The organism is Rugamonas brunnea, assembly GCF_014042345.1.
GTDB classification, from domain to species: Bacteria; Pseudomonadota; Gammaproteobacteria; order Burkholderiales; family Burkholderiaceae_D; genus Rugamonas; species Rugamonas brunnea.
On sequence record NZ_JACEZT010000002.1, the window covers coordinates 162,261 to 184,261 of the forward strand.

Consider the following 22,001-nt stretch of genomic DNA (forward strand, 5'->3'; position numbering starts at 1 on the left):
CGCCTCAGGCGCCCGCGTCGCGGCGCGCCTGCAAGGCCGCGATCACCACCCCGGGCGCGACCACGCCCTGCTTACCCAATAACAGCCCTTTCGACGTGCCTTCGGCGATCAGCTTGTCGCCGATGGTGAAGCGGTGCGTCATGAAGAAATGCCGTTCATCCCAGTGGGTCAGTTCCAGGCTGGCCTTGAAGCGGCGGAACACGCCCAGCTGCTTGCGGTAGTTCATCGTGTGCTCGGTGATGACGGGCATCCAGCCATGCTTGACCATGAGCTTGGCCAGGCCGGAGCGGATGAATAGGTCGACCCGGTTCAGGTCGCACAGCGTCAGGTAGCGGCCGTTGTTGACGTGCAGGTTGATGTCCAGGTCGTTGGGCATGGTCATCAGCGCCAGCTCGCTGGTGGCCGGGCCGACCGGCAGGCGCGGGCGGAACAGGGTGGTGATCAGCACATAGAACAGGCGGACGAACAGATTCATGGCGGGAACTCCTGATAATGGTTCAATTTTGAACATTATAGTTCAAAATTGAACCTTGTTCGCGGTGTGCTTCAAAAACGGTTGGCCTTGCTACAGCGCGGTTTCCAGCCGTTCCAGCACTGGCTTGCGGTAACGCCGGCTGACGCGCAAGCGCCGCGCGCACCGCAATACGACTTCGTATTCGCCGTCTTCGCGCATACCGAGCGCGGCGATGCGCTCCAGGTTGACGATGGTGGAACGGTGGATGCGGGCGAAGCCATGCGCGGCCAGCAAGGCGTCCAGGTCCGCCAGGCTGCGCCGTAGCAGATGCGTGCGGCCGCCGACGTGCAAGGTCGAGTAATAATCGCTGGCCTCGACCCAGTCGATCTCGCTGAACTTCACCACCTCCAGCGTGTTGCCGTTCCTGATGAGGAAGCGTCGCGCGGCGCCGGACATGGCCAGGCGTTCTTTCGCGCGCGCCAGCACCCGTTCAAAGCGCTGGTCGTCGAACGGCTTTAACAGGTAGTCCAGCGCGCCCACGTCGAAGGCGCGCAGGGCGAACTGATGGTGGGCAGTGACGAAGACGATGGCGAACGCTGGCGCCGGGCCGAGCCGTTCCAGCAGGGCGAAGCCATCGCATTCCGGCATTTCCACGTCGAGGAACACGAGATCGGGGCTGGCTCCGGCGATCGCCGCCAGCGCCTCGTCGGCCGAACCGCATTGCCCGACGACGGTGACGCCGGGATCGCGCGCCAGCAAGGCGGCGATATTGCGCCGCGCCAGCGGTTCATCGTCGACGATCAGGGCGCGCAATGGCGTTTGGGCGGTGGTATTCATGCGGGCGCGCGGTAGGGCAGGGTGATGGTCGCCAGCACGCCGTGGCCAGCGAGGTTGTGCAGCGACAGGGCCGCCGCGTCGCCGAACAGGGCCAGCAGGCGCTGCCGGGTATTGGCCAGCCCCACGCGCTCCTGCAGCGGCTCCGGCAACGGCGGGCCGTCGTTGGCGACGCGCAAAGTCAGCACCGCGCCGTCGCAGGTGGCCGACACGCGCACTTCGCCGCCTTTGGCACGCCTGGCGATGCCGTGCTTGATGGCGTTTTCCACCAGCGCCTGGGCGATGAAATCGGGCACCTGCGCCTGCATCAGTTCGTCGGGAATGTCGATCTGGTAGCGCAGCCGTTCGGCGAAGCGCATGCGCTGGATGTCCAGGTACTTGCGCAGGAAATCGATCTCCTCCTCCATGCTCACGAACTGGCGCTGCGAGCGGTCCGTCACGCGGCGCAGCAGGTCGCCCAGCGCGGCGATGGCGGCGATCGCTTCCTGCTCCCGGTGTTCGCGGATCAGTCCGGTCACCGCGTTGAGCGCGTTGAAGATGAAGTGTGGTTCGATTTGCAGGCGCAGCGCGGCCAGTTGCGCCTGCGCCAGCAGTTCGGCCAGGCGGGCGCCGGCGGCGCGCTGCTGCCAGAGGCGGTTGTGGGCTTCGAGCGTCATGCTGAGCGCGGCGATGGCGCCATACAGCAGCACGTCGACCACCACCGTGCCGAGGAATTTCGCCTGCCACAGGGGGCCGAACGCGCCGGGGCCGGCGGCGTAGGCGTAGGGATTGGTCGCGTGTTCGAGCAAGGCCGACCAGGTGGCCCATGCCACGCCGACGGCCAGGCAGGCCGCGCCATGCACGCTCCAGTGCAGGAGCTTGGCGGACGGCAGGCGGAAGCGCCCCAGCAGGCGCAGGATGGCGGGCGTGAGCACCGCCCAGGGCGCCCAGGACGCGGCCGTCACCAGGTACAGCGTGAGCCAGGCGTGGTGCATGCCCATGGCGCGCATCGACACCACGGTCTGGGTCGCATCGAACAGGGCCAGCGCCAGCCAGGCGCCGGCCACGTAGCGCCACGCGCCGGGTGCTGGGTAAGTGGCTGTTTTCATGACGCCATCATAGGGTAAAACATTGCACTTTGCGAAAGTTTGCAGCCAATGCACGACGGCGTGCAGCCAAGCGTCTCGTGCCGGCAGCAGCGCGATGGGAAACTCATTGCTCGCCACCAGCCGGTGCGCACAGCCAAGGAAAAGCACATGATGAACAGACGCGATCTCTTTCTTTTATCGACGGCGCTGGGGTTGACGGCGGCATTGCCCGCGACCGGCCATGCCAGGGGCCAGCGTGCCGGAAGTACCCGGGCGCCGTCGCCGTTGCCGCTGCCGGCCGAGGGCAGCATTCCGGTGGCGTTCGTGTTGTCGGACGAAGCCGTCGTCATCGATTTCGCCGGGCCATGGGAAGTGTTCGAAAACGTTGTCGTTCCGGGCCGCAAGGGGCCGCCCGTGTTCCAGCTCTACACGGTGGCGGAAACGAAGGCGCCGGTCCGGGCGACCGGCGGGATGACCATCGTGCCCGATTACACGTTCGCTACGGCACCCGCACCCAAAGTGATCGTGATCCCTGCGCAAGGCGATCCGGACGAGGCCATGCTGGCCTGGATCAGGACGGCAGCCCAAACGGCCGACCTCACCATGTCGGTCTGCATGGGCGCTTTCCTGCTGGCCCGGACCGGCCTGCTGGCGGGACAGGCGGCGACCACGCACCACAGCGCTTACGTGCAATTTCAGATGGAATTTCCCGACATTGTGCTGAAGCGCGGCGCGCGCTATGTCGAGTCGGGCAAGCTGGCCAGCGCGGGCGGCCTGTCTTCGGGCATCGACCTCGCGCTGCGCGTGGTGGAACGCTATTGCGGCCGCGACGTGGCCGTGCGCACGGCCGACCACCTCGAATACCAGGGGCAGGGCTGGCTGAACCCGGATGCCAACGTGGCTTACGCAAAACGAAGGGTATCGACTGATCAACACCCTTGTTGCGTGGTGTGCGAAATGGATGTGGACAAGGCCAGCGCGCCGGCCTCCGTGTACCGGGGGCGCACCTATTACTTCTGCATGGCCGGGCACAAGACGTTATTTGACGCCAACCCGGGCCGTTTCCTGAGCTGAACTGCGCTGAGCATCGCGCCGCGCCCGCGTGCCCGCGTGCCCGCGTGCGTGCGGGCTGGCGTCAGGCGCCGCCCGCGTAGCCGTTCTGGCGCCAGGCCTCAAACACCACCACGGCCACCGTGTTCGACAGGTTCAGGCTGCGGTTGTCGGGCCGCATCGGCAGGCGGATGCGCTGGGCAGGCGGGAACGATTCGCGCAGGGCCGGGTCCAGGCCGCGCGTTTCGGAGCCGAACACGAACACGTCGCCGGGGCGGAAGCTGGCGTTGGCGAACGGCGACGAGCCGTGCGTGGTCATGGCGAACATGCGGGCCGGGTCCGGCTGCACGGCGGCCAGGAAGGCGTCCCAGTTCTTGTGCACCTGCATTTGCGCGTATTCGTGGTAATCGAGGCCGGCGCGCTTCATTTTCGAGTCTTCCAGCGGGAAGCCCAGCGGTTCGATCAGGTGCAACTGGGCGCCCGTGTTGGCGCACAGGCGGATCACGTTGCCCGTGTTGGGCGGGATTTCCGGGTTGACGAGGACGACGTGGAACAAGTGCTTCTCCTAAAAAATTCAATGGGGCGGCGTGCGCGCGAACACCAGGTTGCTCACGCGCGCGGCGCCGTAACGCTTGAAGGTGGCGGCCAGCGCATGCAGGGTCTGGCCGCTGGTCATGACATCGTCGACGATGCCGATGTGGCGGCCTGCCACCAGCGCCGGATCGGTCACGGCGAACGCCTGGGCCACGTTGCGGCCGCGCTGGTCGGGCGCGACGCGGCTTTGGGCCGGCGTGTCGTGCACGCGGCAGGCCAGGCGCGGCGCCAGCGCCACGCCCAGCAGGCGCGCCAGCGGACGGGCGATTTCCAGCGCCTGGTTGTAGCCGCGTTCGGCCAGCCGCTGCGGTCCCAGCGGCACGGGGCACAGCACGGCTGGCAGCACGAATCCGGGGCGTTCCAGCACGGCGTCGCGCAGCAGCCGGGCGAACAGCGCCGCGTGGGCCAGCCGGTGGCCGAATTTTAACTGCAATACCAGCTGGTCGAGCGGCAGGGAGTAATCGGCCGCCACCGCGGTGATGTCGAACGCGGGCGGATGCAGCAGGCAGCCGGCGCACAGGGCGGTCCCGCCATCGGCACAGGCCGGCAGCGGATTGGCGCATTGATGGCAGCGAGGAACCCGCGGGCAGTCATGGCCGAAAAACTGGGCGGTGCAGGGCGCGCACAGCGTGTCGGCGCAGGCGGCGCCGCACAGCGCGCAGGCGGTGGGCAACAAGCCGCGCTGCAGGGCCGTGCCGGCCCGGCGCAGCAGCGCGCGGGCGCTGGCTGGCATAGGCGGGCGCGGCGGTGGCGGGGCGGTCGGCATCGCGTTTGGCTACAACCATGTACACTGCCGACATTATCGCATCTTCACCGCTCCTGATTAAGAATCATGCAAGTGCCTGCCCAAGCGCCCAAACTCAGCGCACCCATCGACCTGGCGCGCGTGCGCGCCGCCTTCGCCCACCCGCAGCGGGTGCAACCGTCCGACTTCCTGCGGCGCGAGATCGCCGCCCGCATGCAAGACCGGCTGGGCCTGATCAAGCTGTCGCCCCAGCGTGTGCTCGACGCCGGCTGCGGCGAGGGCGCCGATCTGGCAATGTTGCAAAAAGCCTATCCTGCGGCCCAGATCCTGGGGGTGGACGCGGCCGAGGCCATGGTGGGCGCGGCCCGCGCACGGGCGGCGCGGCCCGGCGCCATCAACCAGTTGATGAGCAAGCTGTTGCCGGCCAAGTCCGGCGTGGACCTGCTGTGCGGCGATTTCGCCGCGCTGCCGCTGGGGCCGGGCGCCGTCAACCTCGTCTGGTCCAACCTGGCGCTGCACTGGCATCCGCAGCCGGACCGCGTGTTCGCCGAATGGCGCCGCGTGCTCAAGGTCGATGGCTTGCTGATGTTCTCCTGCTTCGGCCCCGACACGTTCAAGGAGGTGCGGGCTGCGTTCGAGGAAGTGGACATGGCGCCGCACGGCCTGCCCTTCGTCGATATGCACGATTTTGGCGATCAGCTGGTGGAGGCGGGCTTTTCCACGCCGGTGCTGGACATGGAAGTGATCACCGTCACCTACGATACGCCGCAGGCGCTGCTGGCCGACGTGCGGGCCTGGGGCGGCAATCCGCTGGCCACGCGCCGGCGCGGGCTGATCGGCCGCCAGGCCTGGGCCCGGATGCTGGCCGCGCTGGAGCGGGCGCGCCGTCCCGATGGCAAGCTGGGCCTGTCGTTCGAAATCATCTACGGCCATGCCTTCCGTCCCGCCCCGCGCGTGACGTCGTCGGGCGAGGCCATCATCCGCTTCGATCTGCCCCGCAAGCCGCGTTAGGCGACGCCGGCGGGCGCCCTGTCCGCCACCCATTCACTATCAAATTGCTATCAAAATGATGCGCAGCGGCGATCCGCGAGGGCCCGCCGCCGGGCCGCGTGCGGCCATTTCGGACGCGATTATGCTGCGCCGCCACTATGGGAAATAGGATTATTCCTTGATGGAAGTCATTTTTGTTCTATATAATCGTTGACTAATTTTGTCATGTCTTGACATCGCCCACCTAATATAGGCGGCGTCGGGGAGGCGAAGAGTAATTGCTAGTGCAGGCCGGGCATCTGATAGTAATATTAGGTACGCTTGGCGAAATATCAAGATTCTGCTCTATCGCAGCCTGATGTTTTTTGCGGGCGCGCCGGGCCGGGTCTGAAGGTGTTTAAGGAGCGGCGGCGGTTCAACTCATCGAATCTTCACGCCGTTTTAAAAAAAATATATCCATTTTTTTTGGTGGTTGGGGAAAACATGAAACATGCAAAGCGACTTCAATCGTTGATGCTCGGGCTGCTGGTCTCAGCGGCGGGCATGCCGGCGTGGGCGGCCGACGCCCCGGTGGCGGCCGGCACCTACACGGCGGCCACGGGCGGTACCGGCGGTCCCATGGTGCACGAACTGAACCTGCAGGCACCGGCGACCCAGATCGCGACCGAAGTCTATAGCCTGCACACCTGGATGATGGTGATCTGCATGGTCATCTTCGTCGCCGTGTTCGGCGTGATGTTCTATTCGATTATCAAGCACCGCAAGTCGCTGGGCCACAAGCCTGCCACCTTCCATGAATCGACCGCAGTCGAGATCGCCTGGACCGTGGTGCCGTTCCTGATCGTGATCGGCATGGCGCTGCCCGCCACCCGCACCGTGGTCGGCATGAAAGACACCTCCAACGCCGACATCACCATCAAGGCCACCGGAATGCAGTGGAAATGGGGCTACGATTACCTGAAGGGCGAGGGCCAGGGCATTTCCTTCCTGTCCAACCTGTCCACCCCGCGCGCGCAAGTGGGCGCGCCCGGCGTGGCGCCGACCCAGCCGCGCGGCGAGAATTACCTGATCGAAGTCGACAACGAAGTGGTGGTGCCGGTCAACAAGAAGATCCGCATCGTCACCACGGCCAATGACGTGATCCACGCCTGGTCCATCCCCGCCTTCGCCGTCAAGCAGGATGCCATCCCCGGCTTCGTGCGCGACACCTGGTTCAAGGCCGAGCACACCGGCACCTACCGCGGCAATTGCGCCGAACTGTGCGGCAAGGAACACGCCTTCATGCCCATCGTGGTCAAGGTCGTGACGGAAGACGAGTACAAGGTCTGGGTCGACGGCAAGCTCAAGGAAATGGCCGCGCTGGCGGAAGATCCGAGCAAGGTGTGGACCATCGATGAACTGAAAACCAAGGGCGAGAAAGTGTACGCCACCAACTGCGTGGTCTGCCACCAGGCCACCGGCAAGGGTCTGCCCGGCGCGTTCGCCGCGCTGGACGGTTCGCCCGTCGTCAACGGTCCCAAGGCGGACCAGATCCACGTTCTGCTGAACGGCAAGAAGAGCGGCAAGTTCCCTGGCGAGATGCCAGCATGGAAACAGCTGTCGGATACGGAAATTGCGGCTGTGATCACCTACACCCGCAACAACTGGTCGAACAAGGCCGCCGAAAACATCGTTCAACCAGCCGAAGTCGCGGCTGCACGCAAGTAATTAGGGGACTTACATGAGCACAAGCACTTTGGATCACGCACACGATCACGCGCACGACCACGCGCACGACCACCCGCACGGCCTGTCGCGCTGGTTGTTCGCCACCAACCACAAGGATATCGGCACGCTGTACCTGTGGTTCTCCTTCATCATGCTGCTGTCGGGCGGCGTGCTGGCCCTGATGATCCGCACCGAGCTGTTCAAGCCCGGCCTGCAGTTCTTCCAGCCTGAATTCTTCAACCAGCTGACCACCATGCACGGCCTGGTGATGGTGTTCGGCGCCATCATGCCGGCCTTCGTCGGCTACGCCAACTGGATGATCCCGCTGCAGATCGGCGCCTCCGACATGGCCTTCGCCCGCATGAACAACTTCTCGTTCTGGCTGCTGCCACCGGCCGCCATCCTGCTGGCGTCGTCGTTCTTCGTCCCTGGTGGCGCCACGGCCGCCGGCTGGACGCTGTACGCGCCGCTGTCGAGCCAGATGGGCATCGGCATGGACATGGGTATCTTCGCCATGCACCTGATGGGTGCCTCGTCCATCATGGGTTCGATCAACATCATCGTCACCATCCTCAACATGCGCGCGCCCGGCATGACGCTGATGAAGATGCCGATGTTCTGCTGGACCTGGCTGATCACGGCCTACCTGCTGATCGCCGTGATGCCCGTGCTGGCCGGCGCCATCACCATGACCCTGACCGACCGCCACTTCGGCACCTCGTTCTTCAACGCGGCCGGCGGCGGCGACCCCGTCATGTACCAGCACATCTTCTGGTTCTTCGGCCACCCCGAGGTCTACATCATGATCCTGCCGGCGTTCGGCATCGTGTCGCAGATCCTGCCGGCCTTCGCCCGCAAGCCGCTGTTCGGCTACGCTTCGATGGTGTACGCCACCGCCTCGATCGCCATCCTGTCGTTCATCGTGTGGGCCCACCACATGTTCACCACCGGCATGCCGGTGACCTCGCAGCTGTTCTTCATGTACGCCACCATGCTGATCGCCGTGCCCACGGGCGTGAAGGTGTTCAACTGGATCGCCACTATGTGGAAAGGTTCCATGACGTTTGAAACGCCGATGCTGTTCGCGGTCGGCTTCATCTTCGTGTTCACCATGGGCGGCTTCACCGGCCTGATCCTGGCTGTGACCCCGATCGACATCCAGCTGCAGGACACCTACTACGTGGTGGCCCACTTCCACTACGTGCTGGTGGCCGGCTCGCTGTTCGCGCTGTTCGCCGGTTTCTACTACTGGTCGCCGAAATGGACCGGCCACATGTACAACGAAACCATGGGCAAGCTGCACTTCTGGCTGTCGCTGATCACCTTCAACGTGACCTTCTTCCCGATGCACTTCCTGGGCCTGGCCGGCATGCCGCGCCGCTACGCCGACTACCCGGCGCAGTTCACGGACTTCAACATGATCGCTTCCATCGGCGCCTTCGGTTTCGGCCTGTCGCAAGCGTTCTTCCTGTTCTTCGTCGTGCTGCCGACCATCCGTGGCGGCAAGAAGGCCGAGACCAAGCCATGGGATGGTGCGGAAGGCCTGGAATGGACCGTGCCTAGCCCGGCGCCGTTCCACACCTTCGAGACGCCACCAACCGTCAAGTAATGACAAGGGCGGGCCGCCAGCCGGCGGTCCGCCAACGATCGATACAGCAGCGAGCAGGAAATCATGTCGCAAGCGAATAAACCAAACAATGTGAGGACCGGCCTGATCCTGGCGTCGGTGGCGCTGGTGTTCTTCGTGTCCGTGTTCGTCAAGCACATCTGGCTGAGCTGACGTGGCCATGGACCAGGAAACCCGCGGCCTGAACCGGCAATTGCTGGGCAAGCTGCTCGTCATCGCCGTCATGATGTTCGGCTTCGGCTACGCCTTGATTCCCGTCTACAAGCAGATCTGCGAAGTCTTGGGGATCAACGTGCTGACGCAGAAGGATGGCACGGTGACGCTGGACCAGAACACCCAGGTGGACGCGAGCCGCACCATCACCGTGGAGTTCGACGGCAACGCCCAAGGGCCGTGGCGCTTCCGGCCCGTGGTGGCCAGCGTCAAGGTGCATCCGGGCCAGTTGCAGACGGTGTTGTATGAAGTGGTCAACACGCAGCCGCGCACGGTGCAGGCCCAGGCCATCCCCAGTTACGCGCCGCAAAGCGCCACGCCGCACTTCAAGAAGGTGGAATGCTTCTGTTTCAAGCAGCAGACCCTGAAGGCGAACGAGGCGCGGCAGATGCCGGTCGTGTTCTACATCGACCCGGCCCTGCCCAAGGATGTGAAGACGATCACGCTGTCGTACACGTTTTTTGAAATCGCCGGTCTGGACAAGACGGCCTCGAAGTGAGCAAGGTGGACGCCATGGATGAAGTGAAGAAACCGCAGCAGCAGGCGTCGTTCCTGTACTCCATGAAGGCGGTGTTCTGGTCTTTCTTCGGCCTGCGCCGCAAAAGTGATTTCGACACGGATTCGGCTAAACTGAATCCCGTGCACGTCATCATCGCCGGCTTGATCGGGGTGGCCCTGTTCATTGCGTTACTGATATCGATCGTTAAATTTGTCGTTTCAAAATAAAAGCAGCATTCACGCATACAGTTAGATTTAGGGAGATGAAGATGAGTTCACAAAACGCCTCGGCACCGTACTACTTCGTGCCTGGTCCATCCAAGTGGCCGCTGCTGGCCGGCCTGTCGCTGCTGTTGACCATGGCTGGCGCGTCGGCCTGGGTGAACGATGTATCGTGGGGCCCGGCCGCCAACCTGGTCGGACTGGCCGGCATCATCACGGTGCTGTACTTCTGGTTCGGCGACGCCATCGGCGAGTCGGAGAAGGGCTTGTACAGCCAGCGCATCGACCACTCCTACCGCTGGTCCATGAGCTGGTTCATCTTCTCGGAGGTGATGTTCTTCGGCGCGTTCTTCGGCGCCCTGTTCTATGCACGCAGCATCACCATGCCATGGCTGGGTGACCTGGACCACAAGATCCTGTGGCCTGATTTCTCGGCCCACTGGGGCAATGCGGGCCCGGCCGGCACTATCCAGGAATTCAAGACCATGGGTCCGTTCCCGATCCCGACCCTGAACACGGCGCTGCTGCTGACCTCGGGCCTGACGCTGACCATCTCGCACCACGCGCTGCGCGCTGGCCATCGCGGCAAGACGGCATTCTGGCTGTTCCTGACCATCCTGCTGGGCGCAACCTTCATGGGCTTCCAGGCCTTCGAATACATGCACGCCTACAGCGAGCTGAACCTGAAGCTGACCTCGGGCATCTACGGTTCCACCTTCTTCATGCTGACCGGCTTCCACGGCTTCCACGTGACCATGGGCGCGATCATGCTGTCGGTGGTGCTGTACCGCGTGCTGCGCGGCCACTTCACGCCCGACCACCACTTCGCCTTCGAAGGCGCGGCCTGGTACTGGCACTTCGTGGACGTGGTCTGGCTGGCCCTGTACGTGGTCGTGTACTGGATGTAAGAGCGCTATAATTCTTCGCGGCGCGCCAGCCGCGAAGCTGAAAAAGCCGCATGCGGGGCAGACCCGGATGCGGCTTTTTTCGTGGCAGGAGGAGCGCTTATTGGCGGCTTATTGGCGCCTTATTTTCGGCTTATTGGCGGATGCCGGTGGGCTGGATGTAGCCGAGCTTGTAGCCAAGCAGGATCAGCAGGAACAGCGTGATCGACAGGCCCACCCGCACGGCCAGCGCGCGCACCGTGTTGTTGCTTTTGCCCTTGTCGCGCATGAGGAAGAACAGCGCCGAACCCAGGCTGCCGATGATCAGGATGAAGGCGATGGCGACGGCAATTTTCATGGCGCGATAGACTGTAGAGAGATTTGAGGCACCATTGTAATGCGTATCGCCTTCCGGTTTAAACTTATCCCATTGGCGGCCACCGTGCTGGTGGTGGCGCTCGGTATCGCCTTGGGAAATTGGCAAGAACGGCGCGCGGCGGAGAAGCTGGCGCTGCAGGCGCGGCTGGCGCAGGGCGCCGCCGCCGCACCGCTGGTGCTCGATGGCCGCACCGTGGCGGCGGCCGACGCCGAATTCCGCCGCGTGCGCGTGCGCGGGCAGTTCGTGACGGACTGGCCGCTGTACCTGGATAACCGGCCATACCAGGGCCGGGCCGGCTTCTACGTGCTGATGCCGTTCCGCATCGACGGCACGGCCGGCGCCGTACTGGTGGCGCGCGGCTGGCTGCCGCGCGATCCGGTGCAGCGCGACAAGCTGCCCGCCTACGCCACCCCGGCCGGCACCGTCACGCTGGAGGGCGTGGCGCGCCAGAACGCGGGCCATGTGATGCAGCTGGGCGCCGCGCCCGTGCTGCGTCCGGGCGCCATCGTGCAGAACGCGGACCCGGCCCAGGTGGCGGCGGTCAGCGGCCTGGCGCTAGCGCCGTTCGTGGTCGAGCAGGCCGGCGTCGCCGGCCCGGACGACGCGCCGCTGGTGCGCGACTGGCCGGCGCCGGCGCTGGGTGTGGACAAACATCGCGGCTACGCCTTCCAGTGGTACGCACTGGCGGCGATGGCCATCATCTTTTATGTGTGGAATGGATACCGACGTGGAAAAAGCAGTGGAAAATAAGACGGCCAATATCGACCCGGCGGCGCGGCAGATGGCGCGCGGGCGCTGGAAACTGCTGGCCGTGCTGGCCGTGTGCGCGGCGCCGCTGATCGCCTCCTACTTCACCTACTACGTGATCAAGCCCAGCGGCCGCACCAACTACGGCGATCTGATCGACCCGCGCCAGTACCCGATCCCCGCCATGGCCAGCACCACGCTGGACGGCAAGCCGGCCACGCTGGGCGACTACAAGGGCAAGTGGATCATGCTCAAGGTGGGCCCGTCCGACTGCCAGCAGGATTGCCAGGACCAGTTGTTCGCCATGCGCCAGCTGCGCACCATGCAGGGCAAGGACATGGAACGCATCGAGCGGGTCTGGCTGATCACGGACGACGCGCCGCTGGACACCATGCTGCTGCGCGTGAACGACGGCACCCACATGCTGCGCGCGCCGGCCAGCGCGGTGGAGAAGTGGCTGCCGCCCGGCACGGACGGCCCGCTCAGCGAGCACGTGTTCCTGATCGACCCGCTGGGCAACCTGATGATGCGCTTCCCGGCGCGCGCCGTCTCGTCCGATATCGATAAAATGGCCAAGGTGAAGAAGGACCTGGCCAAACTGCTCAAGGCTTCCGCCATAGGTTGAACCATCATGCATGCCGCCACCTTGCCCCAAATGGCCATCACCGCGCTGCTGGTGGCCCTGCTGCCGCTGTCCATCGTGTGGACCTCGTCCGACACCAGCAAGTACCGCAAGCTGGTGTGGGTGTGCGTGTTCCTCACCTTCGACCTGATCGTGTTCGGCGCCTTCACGCGCCTGACGGACTCCGGCCTCGGCTGTCCCGACTGGCCCGGCTGCTACGGCACGGCCAACCCCTTCCTGGCCCACGAGCAGATCCAGGCCGCCGAAGCGCTGCTGCCCAGCGGCCCGGTGACGGTGGCCAAGGCCTGGATCGAGATGATCCACCGCTACCTGGCCATGACGATCGGGGTGCTGATCGTGGCCATGGTGGTGCAATCGTGGCGCCACTGGCTGCGTGACCGTAGCCGCGCGGAATACGCGCCCTGGCTGCCGACGGCGCTGCTGGCCTTCGTCTGCCTGCAGGGCGCGTTCGGCGCCTGGACCGTCACGCTCAAGCTGCAGCCCGTGATCGTCACCACCCACCTGCTGCTGGGCATGGGCTTGCTGGCCCTGCTCACGTGGTATGGCGGCCGCCAGGACCAGCTGATCGCCCCCGTGCGCACGGTGACCGGCTCGCCGCCGGCCATGCGCAACATCCGGCTGCTGGCGGCGCTATCGGGCGCGTTGCTGCTGGTGCAACTGGCGCTGGGCGGCTGGGTGAGCACCAACTACGCCACGCTGGCCTGCACCGACTTCCCCCTGTGCGGCGGCAAGCTGGTGCCGGAGATGGATGTCGAACACGGTTTCACGCTGTGGCGTGAGCTGGGCAAGACGGCCGCCGGCCACTACCTGCCGTTCGCCGCGCTGACGGCCATCCACTGGGTGCACCGCAATTTCGCCTTCGTGGTGGCGCTGGTGGCCGGCTACACGGCGTTCCGCGCCTGGGGCCACACGGCCCTGCACAAGACGGCGCGCGCCATCGCCGTGGTGCTGGCGGCGCAGCTGTGCACGGGCGTGGCCACCATCTTCCTCAACTATCCGCTGGCCATCGCCGTGCTCCATAACGCCGGGGCGGCGCTGCTGGTGCTGTTGCTGACCATGTTAAACTACCGGGCTAAGTTCCAATTCGAGATTGCGCAGAAGGCAGCCGCCAGCGCCGTATTCCCGCAAGCCACCGCTGCCAGACACCACTAATGACGACCCACACCGCCACCCATAAACCCAGCAACCGTTTCGCCCAATACTGGACGCTGACCAAGCCCCGCGTGACCCAACTGGCCGTGTTCTGCGCCGTGATCGGCATGTTCCTGGCCACCGACGGCATGCCCGACTGGCGCGTGGTGGTGGCCGCCACGGTCGGCATCTGGCTGCTGGCCGGCGCCGCGTTCGCCGTCAACTGCCTGGCCGAGCGCGAGATCGACGCGCGCATGGCGCGCACGGCGCGCCGCGCGGTGGCCACCGGTGAGCTGAGCGTCAGCGAGACCATGCTGTATTCGGCCATCATCGGCGGCGCCGGCATGTGGATTTTGTACGCGCTGGTGAACCCGCTGACCATGTGGCTGACCTTCGTCACCTTCGTCGGCTACGCCGTGATCTACACCATGATCCTCAAGCCGGCCACGCCGCAGAACATCGTCATCGGCGGCCTGTCGGGCGCCATGCCGCCCGCGCTGGGCTGGGCCGCCGTGGCCAACGACGTGCCGATGCAAGCCTGGCTGCTGGTGCTGATCATCTTTGTCTGGACCCCGCCGCACTTCTGGGCGCTGGCCATGTACCGGCGCGACGACTACGCCCGCTCCGGCCTGCCCATGCTGCCCGTCACGCACGGCCTGCCGTTCACCCAGTTCCACGTGCTGCTCTATACGATCGCGCTGGCCGCCACCACCTTGCTGCCGTTCGCCGTCCACATGAGCGGCCTGATTTACCTGGCCAGCGCCGTGGTGCTGAACGCCGTGTTCCTGCACCATGCGTGGAAAATCTACCGTCACTACACCGACCTGATTGCCCGCAAGGCCTTCACCTGGTCCATCATCTACCTGTCGCTGCTGTTCGCCGCGCTGCTGGTGGACCACTACTTCAAGTTTTAAAGCACACCATGAAAAAACTGTTAGCCCTGTTGACGCTGGCCGTACTGGCCGCCGGTCCGCTGGCCGGCTGCGGCGAAAAGCCCGCGCTGCCGAAAGTGGAATTCAAGAATACCGACCTGTCCGGCCTCGATTACGCGCACGATTTCGCGCTGACCGACCACACGGGCAAGCCGCGCAAGCTGGCCGACTTCAAGGGCAAGGCCGTGGTGATGTTCTTCGGCTATACCCAGTGCCCGGACGTATGCCCGACCACGATGGCGGAAATGGAGAGCGTGATGCAGGCCCTGGGCCCGTTGTCGGACCAGGTGCAGGTGCTGTTCGTGACCGTCGATCCCGAGCGCGACACCCAGGCGCTGCTGGCCCAGTATGTGCCCGCGTTCGACAAGCGCTTCATCGGCCTGTATGGCACGCCGGAGCAGACGGCCGCCGTGGCCAAGGAATTCAAGGTGTTCTACGCCAAGGTGCCGGGCAAGACCAAGGACAGCTACACGGTCGACCACACGGCCGGCAGCTATGTGTTCGACAAGACGGGCAAGCTGCGCCTGTTCGTGCGCCACGGCCTGGGCCCCGAGCCCATCGTGCACGACCTCAAGCTGCTGCTGAACTGACAGCCTGACCGGGCGGCGCCGCGCCGCCCGCCGTCCAACCGACCGGGGAATGCATGGAGCAGCGCTTCCAACCCTACACCCGCCTGGCGGCCACCGTGCTGCTGATCCTCGGCTGCCTGATCGTGCTGCAGCCGTTCCTGGCCGCGATCCTGTTCGCGGCCGCCATCGCTATCTCCAGCTGGCCCTTGTACCTGTGGTTGCTGCACCGCGTGCGCCAGCGCCGCACGCTGGCCGCCGCGCTGATGACCACCTCGCTCACGCTGGTGATCCTGGTGCCGCTGGCGCTGGTGGCGTGGAGCGTGGCCGACAACGCGGCCAGCTATTTCGACCAGGTGCGCGCCGCCCTCGACGACGGCACCATCGTCCCGCCGCCCTGGCTCAAGCAATTGCCGCTGGTGGGCGAGCCGGTCGACGCCTACCTGCGCAAGCTGGTGGCCAGCCGCGAGGAACTGATTGCGCTGGCCCAGCGCCTGCTGGAACCGGCGCGCAAATTGCTGCTGGGCGGCAGTCTGGTGCTGGGGCGCGGCGTGGCGCAGGTCAGCCTGGCCGTGTTCGTGTGCTTCTTCCTGTACCGCGACGGCCATTCCATCGTGGCGCTGGTGCGCGGCGGCATGGCCAAGCTGATTGGCGAGCAGGGCGAGGCCGTGGCCGACACCGTGGGCCGCACCGTGCGCGGCGTGATGTATGGCCTGCTGGGCACGGCGCTGGCGCAGGCCGGCGTGGCCGCGATCGGGCTGGCGCTGGCCGGCGTGCCCGCCGTGGCGCTGCTGTCGATCACCACCTTCGTGCTGTCGCTGATCCCCGTGGGGCCGCCGCTGATCTGGGGCGGCGCCGCCGTCTGGCTGTTCAACGAAGGCCGCACCGGGTGGGGCGTGTTCATGCTGGTGTGGGGTTTCTTCGCCATCAGCGGCGTGGACAACGTGGTCAAGCCCATGCTGATCAGCCGTGGCAGCAGCCTGCCGTTCATCCTGGTGCTGCTGGGCGTGATGGGCGGCGTGCTGGCGTTCGGCTTCGTCGGCCTGTTCATCGGCCCCACGCTGCTGGCCGTGGGCCTGGGCCTGTTGCGGCACTGGGGCGACGCCCCCACGGTCGATTAGTCCAGGTCGTCCGTATCGTCGGGCGGCGCCGCCTTGGGGATCACTTTCACCAGCAGGATGCGCGGCCCCGTCATCTTCTTCGCCACGATGTCGAAGTAGCGGAAGCTCACGCGCTGGCCCTGCTTGGGGATGTCGCCCAGCTTGAGCATCAGCAGGCCGCCCACCGATTCCACTTCGTCCAGCCCCAGTTCCTCGTTCTCGATGTCGATGCCCAGCGCCCGCTCCAGCGAGAAGATGGGCAGGCTGGCCTTGCCCACCAGCGTGCCGTCGGGCTGCTTGAGCCAGTCGTTCTCGTTGAGGCGGAATTCGTCGTGGATTTCGCCGACCATGGCGCCCAGCAGGTTGTCGAGCGTGATGAAGCCCAGCGGCCTTTTGCCTTTTTCACCGATCAGCGCGAAGTGGGGCGCGCCGTCGCGGAAGCGGCGGAACTGTTCCAGCGCGGGCGTGCGCGCGGAGATGGTCTCCACCGGCCGCAGCAGCGGCGCCAGGTCGGTCACCGGCTTGCCCGATTGTTGGGCGAAGAACAGGTCTTTCAGGTGGATCAGGCCCAGCACCGTCTCGCCGTCCGCGTCGTAATACGGGTAGCGGCTGAAGCGGTTGCGCAGCATGGTCTGCAGGTTCTCCTCCAGCGGCAGGTCGGCGTGCAGCGCGATCACCTCATTGATGGGCCGCATCAGGTCGGAGACGGACAACTCGCTGAATTCGAGCGAGTGGGCCAGGATGTTGCGCTCCTCCTTGCTGTACTTCTGGCCCGGCTGGTTGCTGCGCAGGATGAGCTTCAGTTCATCGACCGAGTAATGCGCCTCGTGGCCGCCCTTGCCGGACAGGCCCGCCAGGCCCAGCACCATGCCGGCGCTGGCGTTGAGCAGCCAGATGGCCGGGTACATGGCCCAGTAGAAGCCGTACAGCGGCAGCGCGCTCCACAGGCCGATCGCTTCGGGCATGCGGATCGCCAGCGACTTGGGCGCCAGTTCGCCCACCACGATGTGCAGGAACGAGATGACGGTGAACGCCAGCGCGAAGGCCACCCCGTGGATCAGCTGCGGCGACGTCACGCCGAGGGCGGCGAACAGCGGTTCCAGCAGACCGGCGAAGGCCGGCTCGCCGACCCAGCCCAGGCCCAGCGAGGCTAGCGTGATGCCGAGTTGGCAGGCCGACAGGTAAGCATCCAGATCGCCGTGCACCTTGGCCAGCGTGCGCCCGCGCAGGCCCTGGCTTTTGGCGATGGCGCGGATGCGGGTGGGGCGCAGCGTGACGATGCCGAATTCGGCCGCCACGAAGAAGCCGTTGAGCGCGACCAGGACGAGGGCGAGCAGGACGAGCAGGAGGTTTTGCATAGGGGCGCGCTTGGCGGGCGTTCAAAACCTGCATCTTAGCCGACCCGGCACCCCGGCAGCGCAATTTTCGCGTCCCGCGCCCTGGCGGTTTGACGCGGCGCGCGTGGACGGGCCGCCGCCGTGTTCACGGCGCGACAGCGAACGGCCCGCTGTGCACGGCCGTCAGGATCGCTTCCACGGCCGGGTGCTTGATCTTGCGTTCGTTGGAGATGGCGTAGAACTGTTCGCGCAATTCCGGCGCGTCGCCGGCCAGCACGGCGCCGAACTGCTCCTGGATGTCGTGCGCCAGCGCCGACGGCGCGAAGAACAAGCCCAGCCCGTTGCGGCCGAAGGTGTTGAGCATGGCGTTGTCCTCGAATTCGCCCACCACGTCGGGCCGCACGCCATGCTGCACCAGCCAGGCGTCGATGCGTCCGCGCAGCGCGTTGTTCCGCGTCGGCAGCAGCAGCGGCGCGCCATCGAGGCTGGCGGGGAAGTTGCGCCGCACCTTGCGTACCAGCCGTGGCACGCCGAACAACTGCATGCCGCTTTCGCCCAGCAGGTGGCTGAACACGCGCAGGCCGCCGCCGGGGCGCACGGCGCGGTCGGTCAGCACCACGTCCAGCTTGTTGAGCGCGAGGTCTGCCAGCAGCGACTCGAATTCATCCTCCAGGCATACCAGTTTCACCTGCTGGCCCATTTGCTGGGTCGCCTCCAGCAGGCGGAAGGCGATCAGTTTGGGCAGCGAATCGGAGATGCCCACCGTGAGCCGCATCTTGCCGGTGTCCGTCTCCTCGAGCGCGTCCTGCAACTGGTCGCCCAGCAGAAAAATCTGGTCGCAATAACTGAGCGCCACCCGGCCCGCCTCGGTCGGCGCCAGCCGCCGTCCCTGCGGTTCCAGCAGTTGCTTGCCCACCGATTGTTCCAGCAGCGCCAGTTGCATGCTGACAGTCTGCACGGCCAGTCCCAGGCGCTCGGCCGCGCGCGTGACGCTGCCTTCCTTGGCCACCATCCAGAAAAAATACAGGTGGCGGAAATTGAGTCCGGTTGTTTTCATCTTCTGCTTTTTCGAAGTAATGCTTCGATTATCTTCTATTTTTTAATATCGCGTCCGGCCCTACACTGCACCCCATTCATCACAACAACGGGGTATCGCAATGAAACACTTCAAGGTGTCGTTCCTGGTCACCTTCGTCTGCCTGGTGGCGGCGGGGTGGTGGGGCTATGAACATACGGGATGGGCCGGCGCGCTATCGGCCATCGGCATCGCGGCCATTCTGGGCGTGATGGAAGTCTCGCTGTCGTTCGATAACGCGGTGGTCAATGCCTCCGTGCTGAAAACCTGGGACGCCTTCTGGCAGAAGCTGTTCCTGGGCGTGGGCATCATCATCGCCGTATTCGGCATGCGCTTGCTGTTCCCGCTGGTGATCGTGGCCATGGCGGCCGACCTGGGGCTGATGGAGGTGTGGAACCTGGCGCTGAACGATCCGGCCGCGTATTCCACCCATCTGACCAACCACCACGCTGAAGTGGCGGCCTTCGGCGGCATCTTCCTGCTGCTGGTGTTCCTGAACTTCCTGCTGGACGAGGACAAGGAACTGCACTGGCTGGGCCACGTGGAGCAGAAGCTGGGCGCGCTGGGCAAGGTGTCGTCGATCTCGGTGATGGTGGCGCTGGGCGCGCTGCTGGCCAGCCTGACGCTGGTGGAACCCGAGCAGAAGCTGGTGGTGCTGGTGTCCGGCCTGTGGGGCGTGCTGACCTATGTGGGCGTGGACGCCGTCAGCAGCCTGCTGGAGAAGGAGGAGAACGGGACCAACGTGGGTGACCTGATCAAGCGTGGCGGTATCGGCGGCTTCCTGTACCTGGAAGTGCTGGATGCGTCGTTCAGCTTCGACGGTGTGATCGGCGCGTTCGCCATCACGACGGACGTGGTGATCATTATGCTGGGCCTGGCCATCGGCGCCATGTTTGTGCGCTCGCTGACGGTGTTCCTGGTCAAGCAGGGCACGCTGGATGAATTCGTGTTCCTCGAACATGGCGCCCACTACGCGATCGGCATCCTGGCCGTGATCATGTTGGCCAGCATGAAGTTCCACATCCCCGAGGTGTTCACGGGCCTGGTCGGCGTGGCCTTCATCGCCGCCTCGCTGTGGTCCTCGATCCGCCACCGGCGCAAGCAGCAGGCGCCGGCGCTGGCAGCGTAACGCAACCTCAGGCACAAGTTGGACCACGCGGCGGGCATCAGGCACCGGCCCGCCGCGTGCAAGTGGTACAGGCCCATGCGGCCAGGTGCTCATACAAGCAAACAGGAGTAACACATCATGGCAATCAGTCTGCAAAAAGGCGGCAACGTCAACCTGAGCAAGGAGGCCCCCGGCCTGTCGAAGATGGTGATCGGTCTCGGTTGGGACGTGCGCGCCACCGACGGCAACAGCTTCGACCTGGACGGCTCGGCCTTCCTGCTCAAGGCCGACGGCAAGGTGCGCGGCGACGCCGACTTCATCTTCTACAACAACCTCAAGTCGGTGGAGGGCTCGGTGGCCCACTCGGGCGACAACCGCACCGGCGCCGGCGATGGCGACGACGAGACGGTGACCATCAACCTGGGCGACGTGCCGGCCAACGTGGACCGCATCGCCATCTGCGTGACCATCCACGAGGCCGATGCGCGGCGCCAGAACTTCGGCATGGTGCAGAAGGCCTTCGTGCGCTGCGTGAACGCCAGCGGCAACGCGGAGATCGCGCGCTTCGACTTGTCCGAGGATGGCTCGGCCGAGACGGCGATGGTGTTTGGCGAGGTGTACCGCAACGGCGGCGACTGGAAGTTCAAGGCCGTGGGCCAGGGCTTCAAGGGTGGCCTGGGGCCACTGGCCTCGTCGTTCGGCGTGAACATATAAACCGTATAAACGGTATAAAAAACGAGTTTCAGGAAGGAACACTATGCCAGCATTTACTGTTACCGGGGACGTCGACCCGTTCCTGCACGTGTCGCTCGCGCACGGCGAAAAAATCTACTGCGAGTCGGATGCGATGGTGATGATGGAGGCGGCGCTGGACTTGCGCGGCAAGGTCACCGGCGGCATCGGCGCCGCGCTGATGCGGCGCTTTGCGAACGGCGAATCGTTCTTCCAGCAGCACATCGAGGCCGTGCGCGGCGCAGGCGACTGCCTGCTGTCGCCCACGTTGCCGGGCGCCATGCAGGTGGTGGACGTGGGGCCGCGCCAGTACATGCTGAGCGACGGCGCCTTCGTGGCCGCCAGTGCCGGCGTCGAGCTGCGGGTGCGCACCCAGAACGTGGGCAACGCGCTGTTCGCCCAGAACGGTGGCTTCTTCATCACGGAGACGGCCGGCGCCGGGCAGGTGGTGGTGTCGGGTTTCGGTTCCATCTCGCAGCTGGAGGTGACGCCGGGCCGCGACGTGGTGATCGATAACGCGCACGTGGTGTGCTGGGACAGCGCGCTGCGCTACGAAATGTCCATCACCACCGGCGGCAGCGGCGGCTTCCTCGGCAACCTGATCAACAGCCAGACCAGCGGCGAGGGCATGGTGCTGCGCTTCTCCGGACAGGGCAAGGTGCTGGTGTGCTCGCGCAACCGGGAAGCCTTCCTGAACTGGACCCAGCGCCGCCAGCAATAAGGCGTTCGCCCGCAACTTCTAACGAAAGGAAATAGCAATGTCAGTCAATCTGCAAAAAGGCCAGAAGATCTCGCTGGACAAGGAAGCCGGCGCCACCCTGGGCCGCGTCGTCATGGGTCTGGGCTGGGATGCCATCAAGACCAAGGGCTTCTTCGGTTTCGGCGCCCGCAGCGAAGCGGTGGACCTGGACGCCTCGTGCGTGATGTTCGACGAGGCCAACCGGCCGCTGGATGTGATCTGGTTTCGCCAGTTGCGCAGCCGGGACGGCAGCATCGTGCACACGGGCGACAACCGCACTGGCGCCGGCGATGGCGACGATGAACAGATCAACGTCGACCTGGGCCAGGTGCCGGCCGGTGTGCGCAGCCTCGTGTTCACCGTCAACAGCTTCACGGGGCAGAATTTTGCGCAGGTGGAGAACGCCTACTGCCGCCTGCTGGACGCGGCCAGCGGCAAGGAGGTGGCGCGCTTCAACCTGTCGGTGCAGGGACCGCACACGGCCCAGATCATGGCCAAGGTGTACCGCCACAACGGCGAGTGGAAGATGCACGCGATCGGCGAGAACGCCAGCGGCCGCACCTTCGACGATCTGCTGCCCCTGATCGCGCCGCACCTGTAAGCGGGCAACGTGGCGTCGCCAGGGCG

Annotated in this window: 26 protein-coding genes; 18 read left to right on the forward strand and 8 right to left on the reverse strand. The window is 65.4% G+C overall.

Annotation, left to right across the window (positions count from 1 at the left end):
- Window positions 1–4: 4 nt before the first annotated feature.
- From H3H37_RS04550 to H3H37_RS04560, 3 genes are all read right to left on the reverse strand, one after another.
- Window positions 5–475, reverse strand: a complete 471-nt coding sequence (locus H3H37_RS04550) for an acyl-CoA thioesterase (RefSeq protein ID WP_182160458.1) — start codon at window positions 473–475, stop codon at window positions 5–7.
- A gap of 90 nt (window positions 476–565) precedes the next feature.
- Entirely contained in the window at window positions 566–1,291 is a 726-nt protein-coding gene (locus H3H37_RS04555) for a LytR/AlgR family response regulator transcription factor (RefSeq protein ID WP_182160459.1), read from the reverse strand.
- Window positions 1,288–2,376 (reverse strand): sensor histidine kinase, encoded by a 1,089-nt coding sequence (locus H3H37_RS04560; RefSeq protein ID WP_182160460.1) that lies wholly within the window; start codon window positions 2,374–2,376, stop codon window positions 1,288–1,290. Before H3H37_RS04560 ends, H3H37_RS04555 begins: the two co-directional genes overlap by 4 nt.
- Before the next feature lie 147 nt (window positions 2,377–2,523).
- On the opposite strand from H3H37_RS04560, the gene H3H37_RS04565 reads away from it, so the two are divergent.
- Window positions 2,524–3,429 (forward strand): DJ-1/PfpI family protein, encoded by a 906-nt coding sequence (locus H3H37_RS04565; RefSeq protein ID WP_182160461.1) that lies wholly within the window; start codon window positions 2,524–2,526, stop codon window positions 3,427–3,429.
- A 61-nt stretch (window positions 3,430–3,490) separates the two neighbouring features.
- On the opposite strand, the gene trmL is transcribed toward H3H37_RS04565, so the two are convergent.
- Window positions 3,491–3,961 carry a tRNA (uridine(34)/cytosine(34)/5-carboxymethylaminomethyluridine(34)-2'-O)-methyltransferase TrmL gene (trmL, locus tag H3H37_RS04570; protein WP_182160462.1) on the reverse strand — a complete coding sequence of 157 codons (471 nt, stop codon included), beginning with the start codon at window positions 3,959–3,961 and terminating at the stop codon, window positions 3,491–3,493.
- Between the two features lie 18 nt (window positions 3,962–3,979).
- On the reverse strand, window positions 3,980–4,732 hold the full coding sequence (locus tag H3H37_RS04575) for a ComF family protein (RefSeq protein ID WP_182160463.1): 753 nt from the start codon (window positions 4,730–4,732) through the stop codon (window positions 3,980–3,982).
- Between the two features lie 99 nt (window positions 4,733–4,831).
- Here H3H37_RS04575 and H3H37_RS04580 point away from each other — a divergent pair, with 99 nt between their 5' ends.
- From H3H37_RS04580 to H3H37_RS04605, 7 genes are all read left to right on the forward strand, one after another.
- The gene (locus tag H3H37_RS04580) at window positions 4,832–5,755 is read left to right on the forward strand and encodes a methyltransferase domain-containing protein (RefSeq protein ID WP_182160464.1); all 924 of its coding nucleotides are present in this window, start codon (window positions 4,832–4,834) and stop codon (window positions 5,753–5,755) included.
- Between the two features lie 462 nt (window positions 5,756–6,217).
- A complete protein-coding gene (gene coxB / locus H3H37_RS04585) occupies window positions 6,218–7,441 on the forward strand; it encodes a cytochrome c oxidase subunit II (protein ID WP_182160465.1) in 1,224 nt (407 codons plus the stop codon).
- A 13-nt stretch (window positions 7,442–7,454) separates the two neighbouring features.
- Complete coding sequence (ctaD, locus tag H3H37_RS04590; protein ID WP_182160466.1) at window positions 7,455–9,050, forward strand: cytochrome c oxidase subunit I; 1,596 nt, start codon at window positions 7,455–7,457, stop codon at window positions 9,048–9,050.
- A gap of 63 nt (window positions 9,051–9,113) precedes the next feature.
- Window positions 9,114–9,221: a cytochrome oxidase small assembly protein gene (locus H3H37_RS25620; RefSeq protein ID WP_220456333.1), complete on the forward strand. Its 108-nt coding sequence runs from the start codon at window positions 9,114–9,116 to the stop codon at window positions 9,219–9,221.
- A gap of 7 nt (window positions 9,222–9,228) precedes the next feature.
- Complete coding sequence (locus H3H37_RS04595) at window positions 9,229–9,780, forward strand: cytochrome c oxidase assembly protein (protein ID WP_182160467.1); 552 nt, start codon at window positions 9,229–9,231, stop codon at window positions 9,778–9,780.
- A gap of 14 nt (window positions 9,781–9,794) precedes the next feature.
- Window positions 9,795–10,007: a DUF2970 domain-containing protein gene (locus H3H37_RS04600; protein WP_182160468.1), complete on the forward strand. Its 213-nt coding sequence runs from the start codon at window positions 9,795–9,797 to the stop codon at window positions 10,005–10,007.
- 41 nt (window positions 10,008–10,048) lie between these two features.
- Window positions 10,049–10,909: a cytochrome c oxidase subunit 3 gene (locus tag H3H37_RS04605; protein WP_182160469.1), complete on the forward strand. Its 861-nt coding sequence runs from the start codon at window positions 10,049–10,051 to the stop codon at window positions 10,907–10,909.
- A 130-nt stretch (window positions 10,910–11,039) separates the two neighbouring features.
- Here H3H37_RS04605 and H3H37_RS04610 read toward each other — a convergent pair whose 3' ends face one another.
- Window positions 11,040–11,243 (reverse strand): twin transmembrane helix small protein, encoded by a 204-nt coding sequence (locus H3H37_RS04610; RefSeq protein WP_182160470.1) that lies wholly within the window; start codon window positions 11,241–11,243, stop codon window positions 11,040–11,042.
- Window positions 11,244–11,282: 39 nt separating this feature from the next.
- Between H3H37_RS04610 and H3H37_RS04615 the strand changes: the two genes are divergently transcribed.
- The 6 genes from H3H37_RS04615 to H3H37_RS04640 are packed head-to-tail and all read left to right on the forward strand — an operon-like array spanning window position 11,283 to window position 16,404.
- A complete protein-coding gene (locus H3H37_RS04615; RefSeq protein WP_182160471.1) occupies window positions 11,283–12,014 on the forward strand; it encodes an SURF1 family protein in 732 nt (243 codons plus the stop codon).
- Window positions 12,015–12,045: 31 nt separating this feature from the next.
- A complete protein-coding gene (locus tag H3H37_RS04620; protein WP_182160676.1) occupies window positions 12,046–12,636 on the forward strand; it encodes an SCO family protein in 591 nt (196 codons plus the stop codon).
- A 6-nt stretch (window positions 12,637–12,642) separates the two neighbouring features.
- Window positions 12,643–13,806 carry a COX15/CtaA family protein gene (locus tag H3H37_RS04625; RefSeq protein ID WP_229218658.1) on the forward strand — a complete coding sequence of 388 codons (1,164 nt, stop codon included), beginning with the start codon at window positions 12,643–12,645 and terminating at the stop codon, window positions 13,804–13,806.
- Window positions 13,806–14,699: a heme o synthase gene (gene cyoE / locus H3H37_RS04630; protein WP_182160472.1), complete on the forward strand. Its 894-nt coding sequence runs from the start codon at window positions 13,806–13,808 to the stop codon at window positions 14,697–14,699. Before H3H37_RS04625 ends, cyoE begins: the two co-directional genes overlap by 1 nt.
- A gap of 8 nt (window positions 14,700–14,707) precedes the next feature.
- Entirely contained in the window at window positions 14,708–15,307 is a 600-nt protein-coding gene (locus tag H3H37_RS04635) for an SCO family protein (RefSeq protein ID WP_182160473.1), read from the forward strand.
- 53 nt (window positions 15,308–15,360) lie between these two features.
- A complete protein-coding gene (locus H3H37_RS04640) occupies window positions 15,361–16,404 on the forward strand; it encodes an AI-2E family transporter (protein ID WP_182160474.1) in 1,044 nt (347 codons plus the stop codon).
- On the opposite strand, the gene H3H37_RS04645 is transcribed toward H3H37_RS04640, so the two are convergent.
- Both H3H37_RS04645 and nhaR read right to left on the reverse strand, forming a co-directional pair.
- The gene (locus H3H37_RS04645; protein ID WP_182160475.1) at window positions 16,401–17,741 is read right to left on the reverse strand and encodes a hemolysin family protein; all 1,341 of its coding nucleotides are present in this window, start codon (window positions 17,739–17,741) and stop codon (window positions 16,401–16,403) included. The two genes, H3H37_RS04640 and H3H37_RS04645, sit on opposite strands and share 4 nt — an antisense overlap.
- A gap of 124 nt (window positions 17,742–17,865) precedes the next feature.
- A complete protein-coding gene (gene nhaR, locus H3H37_RS04650) occupies window positions 17,866–18,777 on the reverse strand; it encodes a transcriptional activator NhaR (RefSeq protein ID WP_182160476.1) in 912 nt (303 codons plus the stop codon).
- Between the two features lie 100 nt (window positions 18,778–18,877).
- On the opposite strand from nhaR, the gene H3H37_RS04655 reads away from it, so the two are divergent.
- From H3H37_RS04655 to H3H37_RS04670, 4 genes are all read left to right on the forward strand, one after another.
- A complete protein-coding gene (locus tag H3H37_RS04655; protein WP_182160477.1) occupies window positions 18,878–19,924 on the forward strand; it encodes a DUF475 domain-containing protein in 1,047 nt (348 codons plus the stop codon).
- 117 nt (window positions 19,925–20,041) lie between these two features.
- Complete coding sequence (locus H3H37_RS04660) at window positions 20,042–20,617, forward strand: TerD family protein (RefSeq protein WP_182160478.1); 576 nt, start codon at window positions 20,042–20,044, stop codon at window positions 20,615–20,617.
- Window positions 20,618–20,660: 43 nt separating this feature from the next.
- Window positions 20,661–21,356, forward strand: coding sequence for a TIGR00266 family protein (locus H3H37_RS04665; RefSeq protein WP_182160479.1), 696 nt, complete (start codon window positions 20,661–20,663; stop codon window positions 21,354–21,356).
- A gap of 37 nt (window positions 21,357–21,393) precedes the next feature.
- Window positions 21,394–21,975, forward strand: coding sequence for a TerD family protein (locus H3H37_RS04670; protein WP_182160480.1), 582 nt, complete (start codon window positions 21,394–21,396; stop codon window positions 21,973–21,975).
- Window positions 21,976–22,001: the final 26 nt, after the last annotated feature.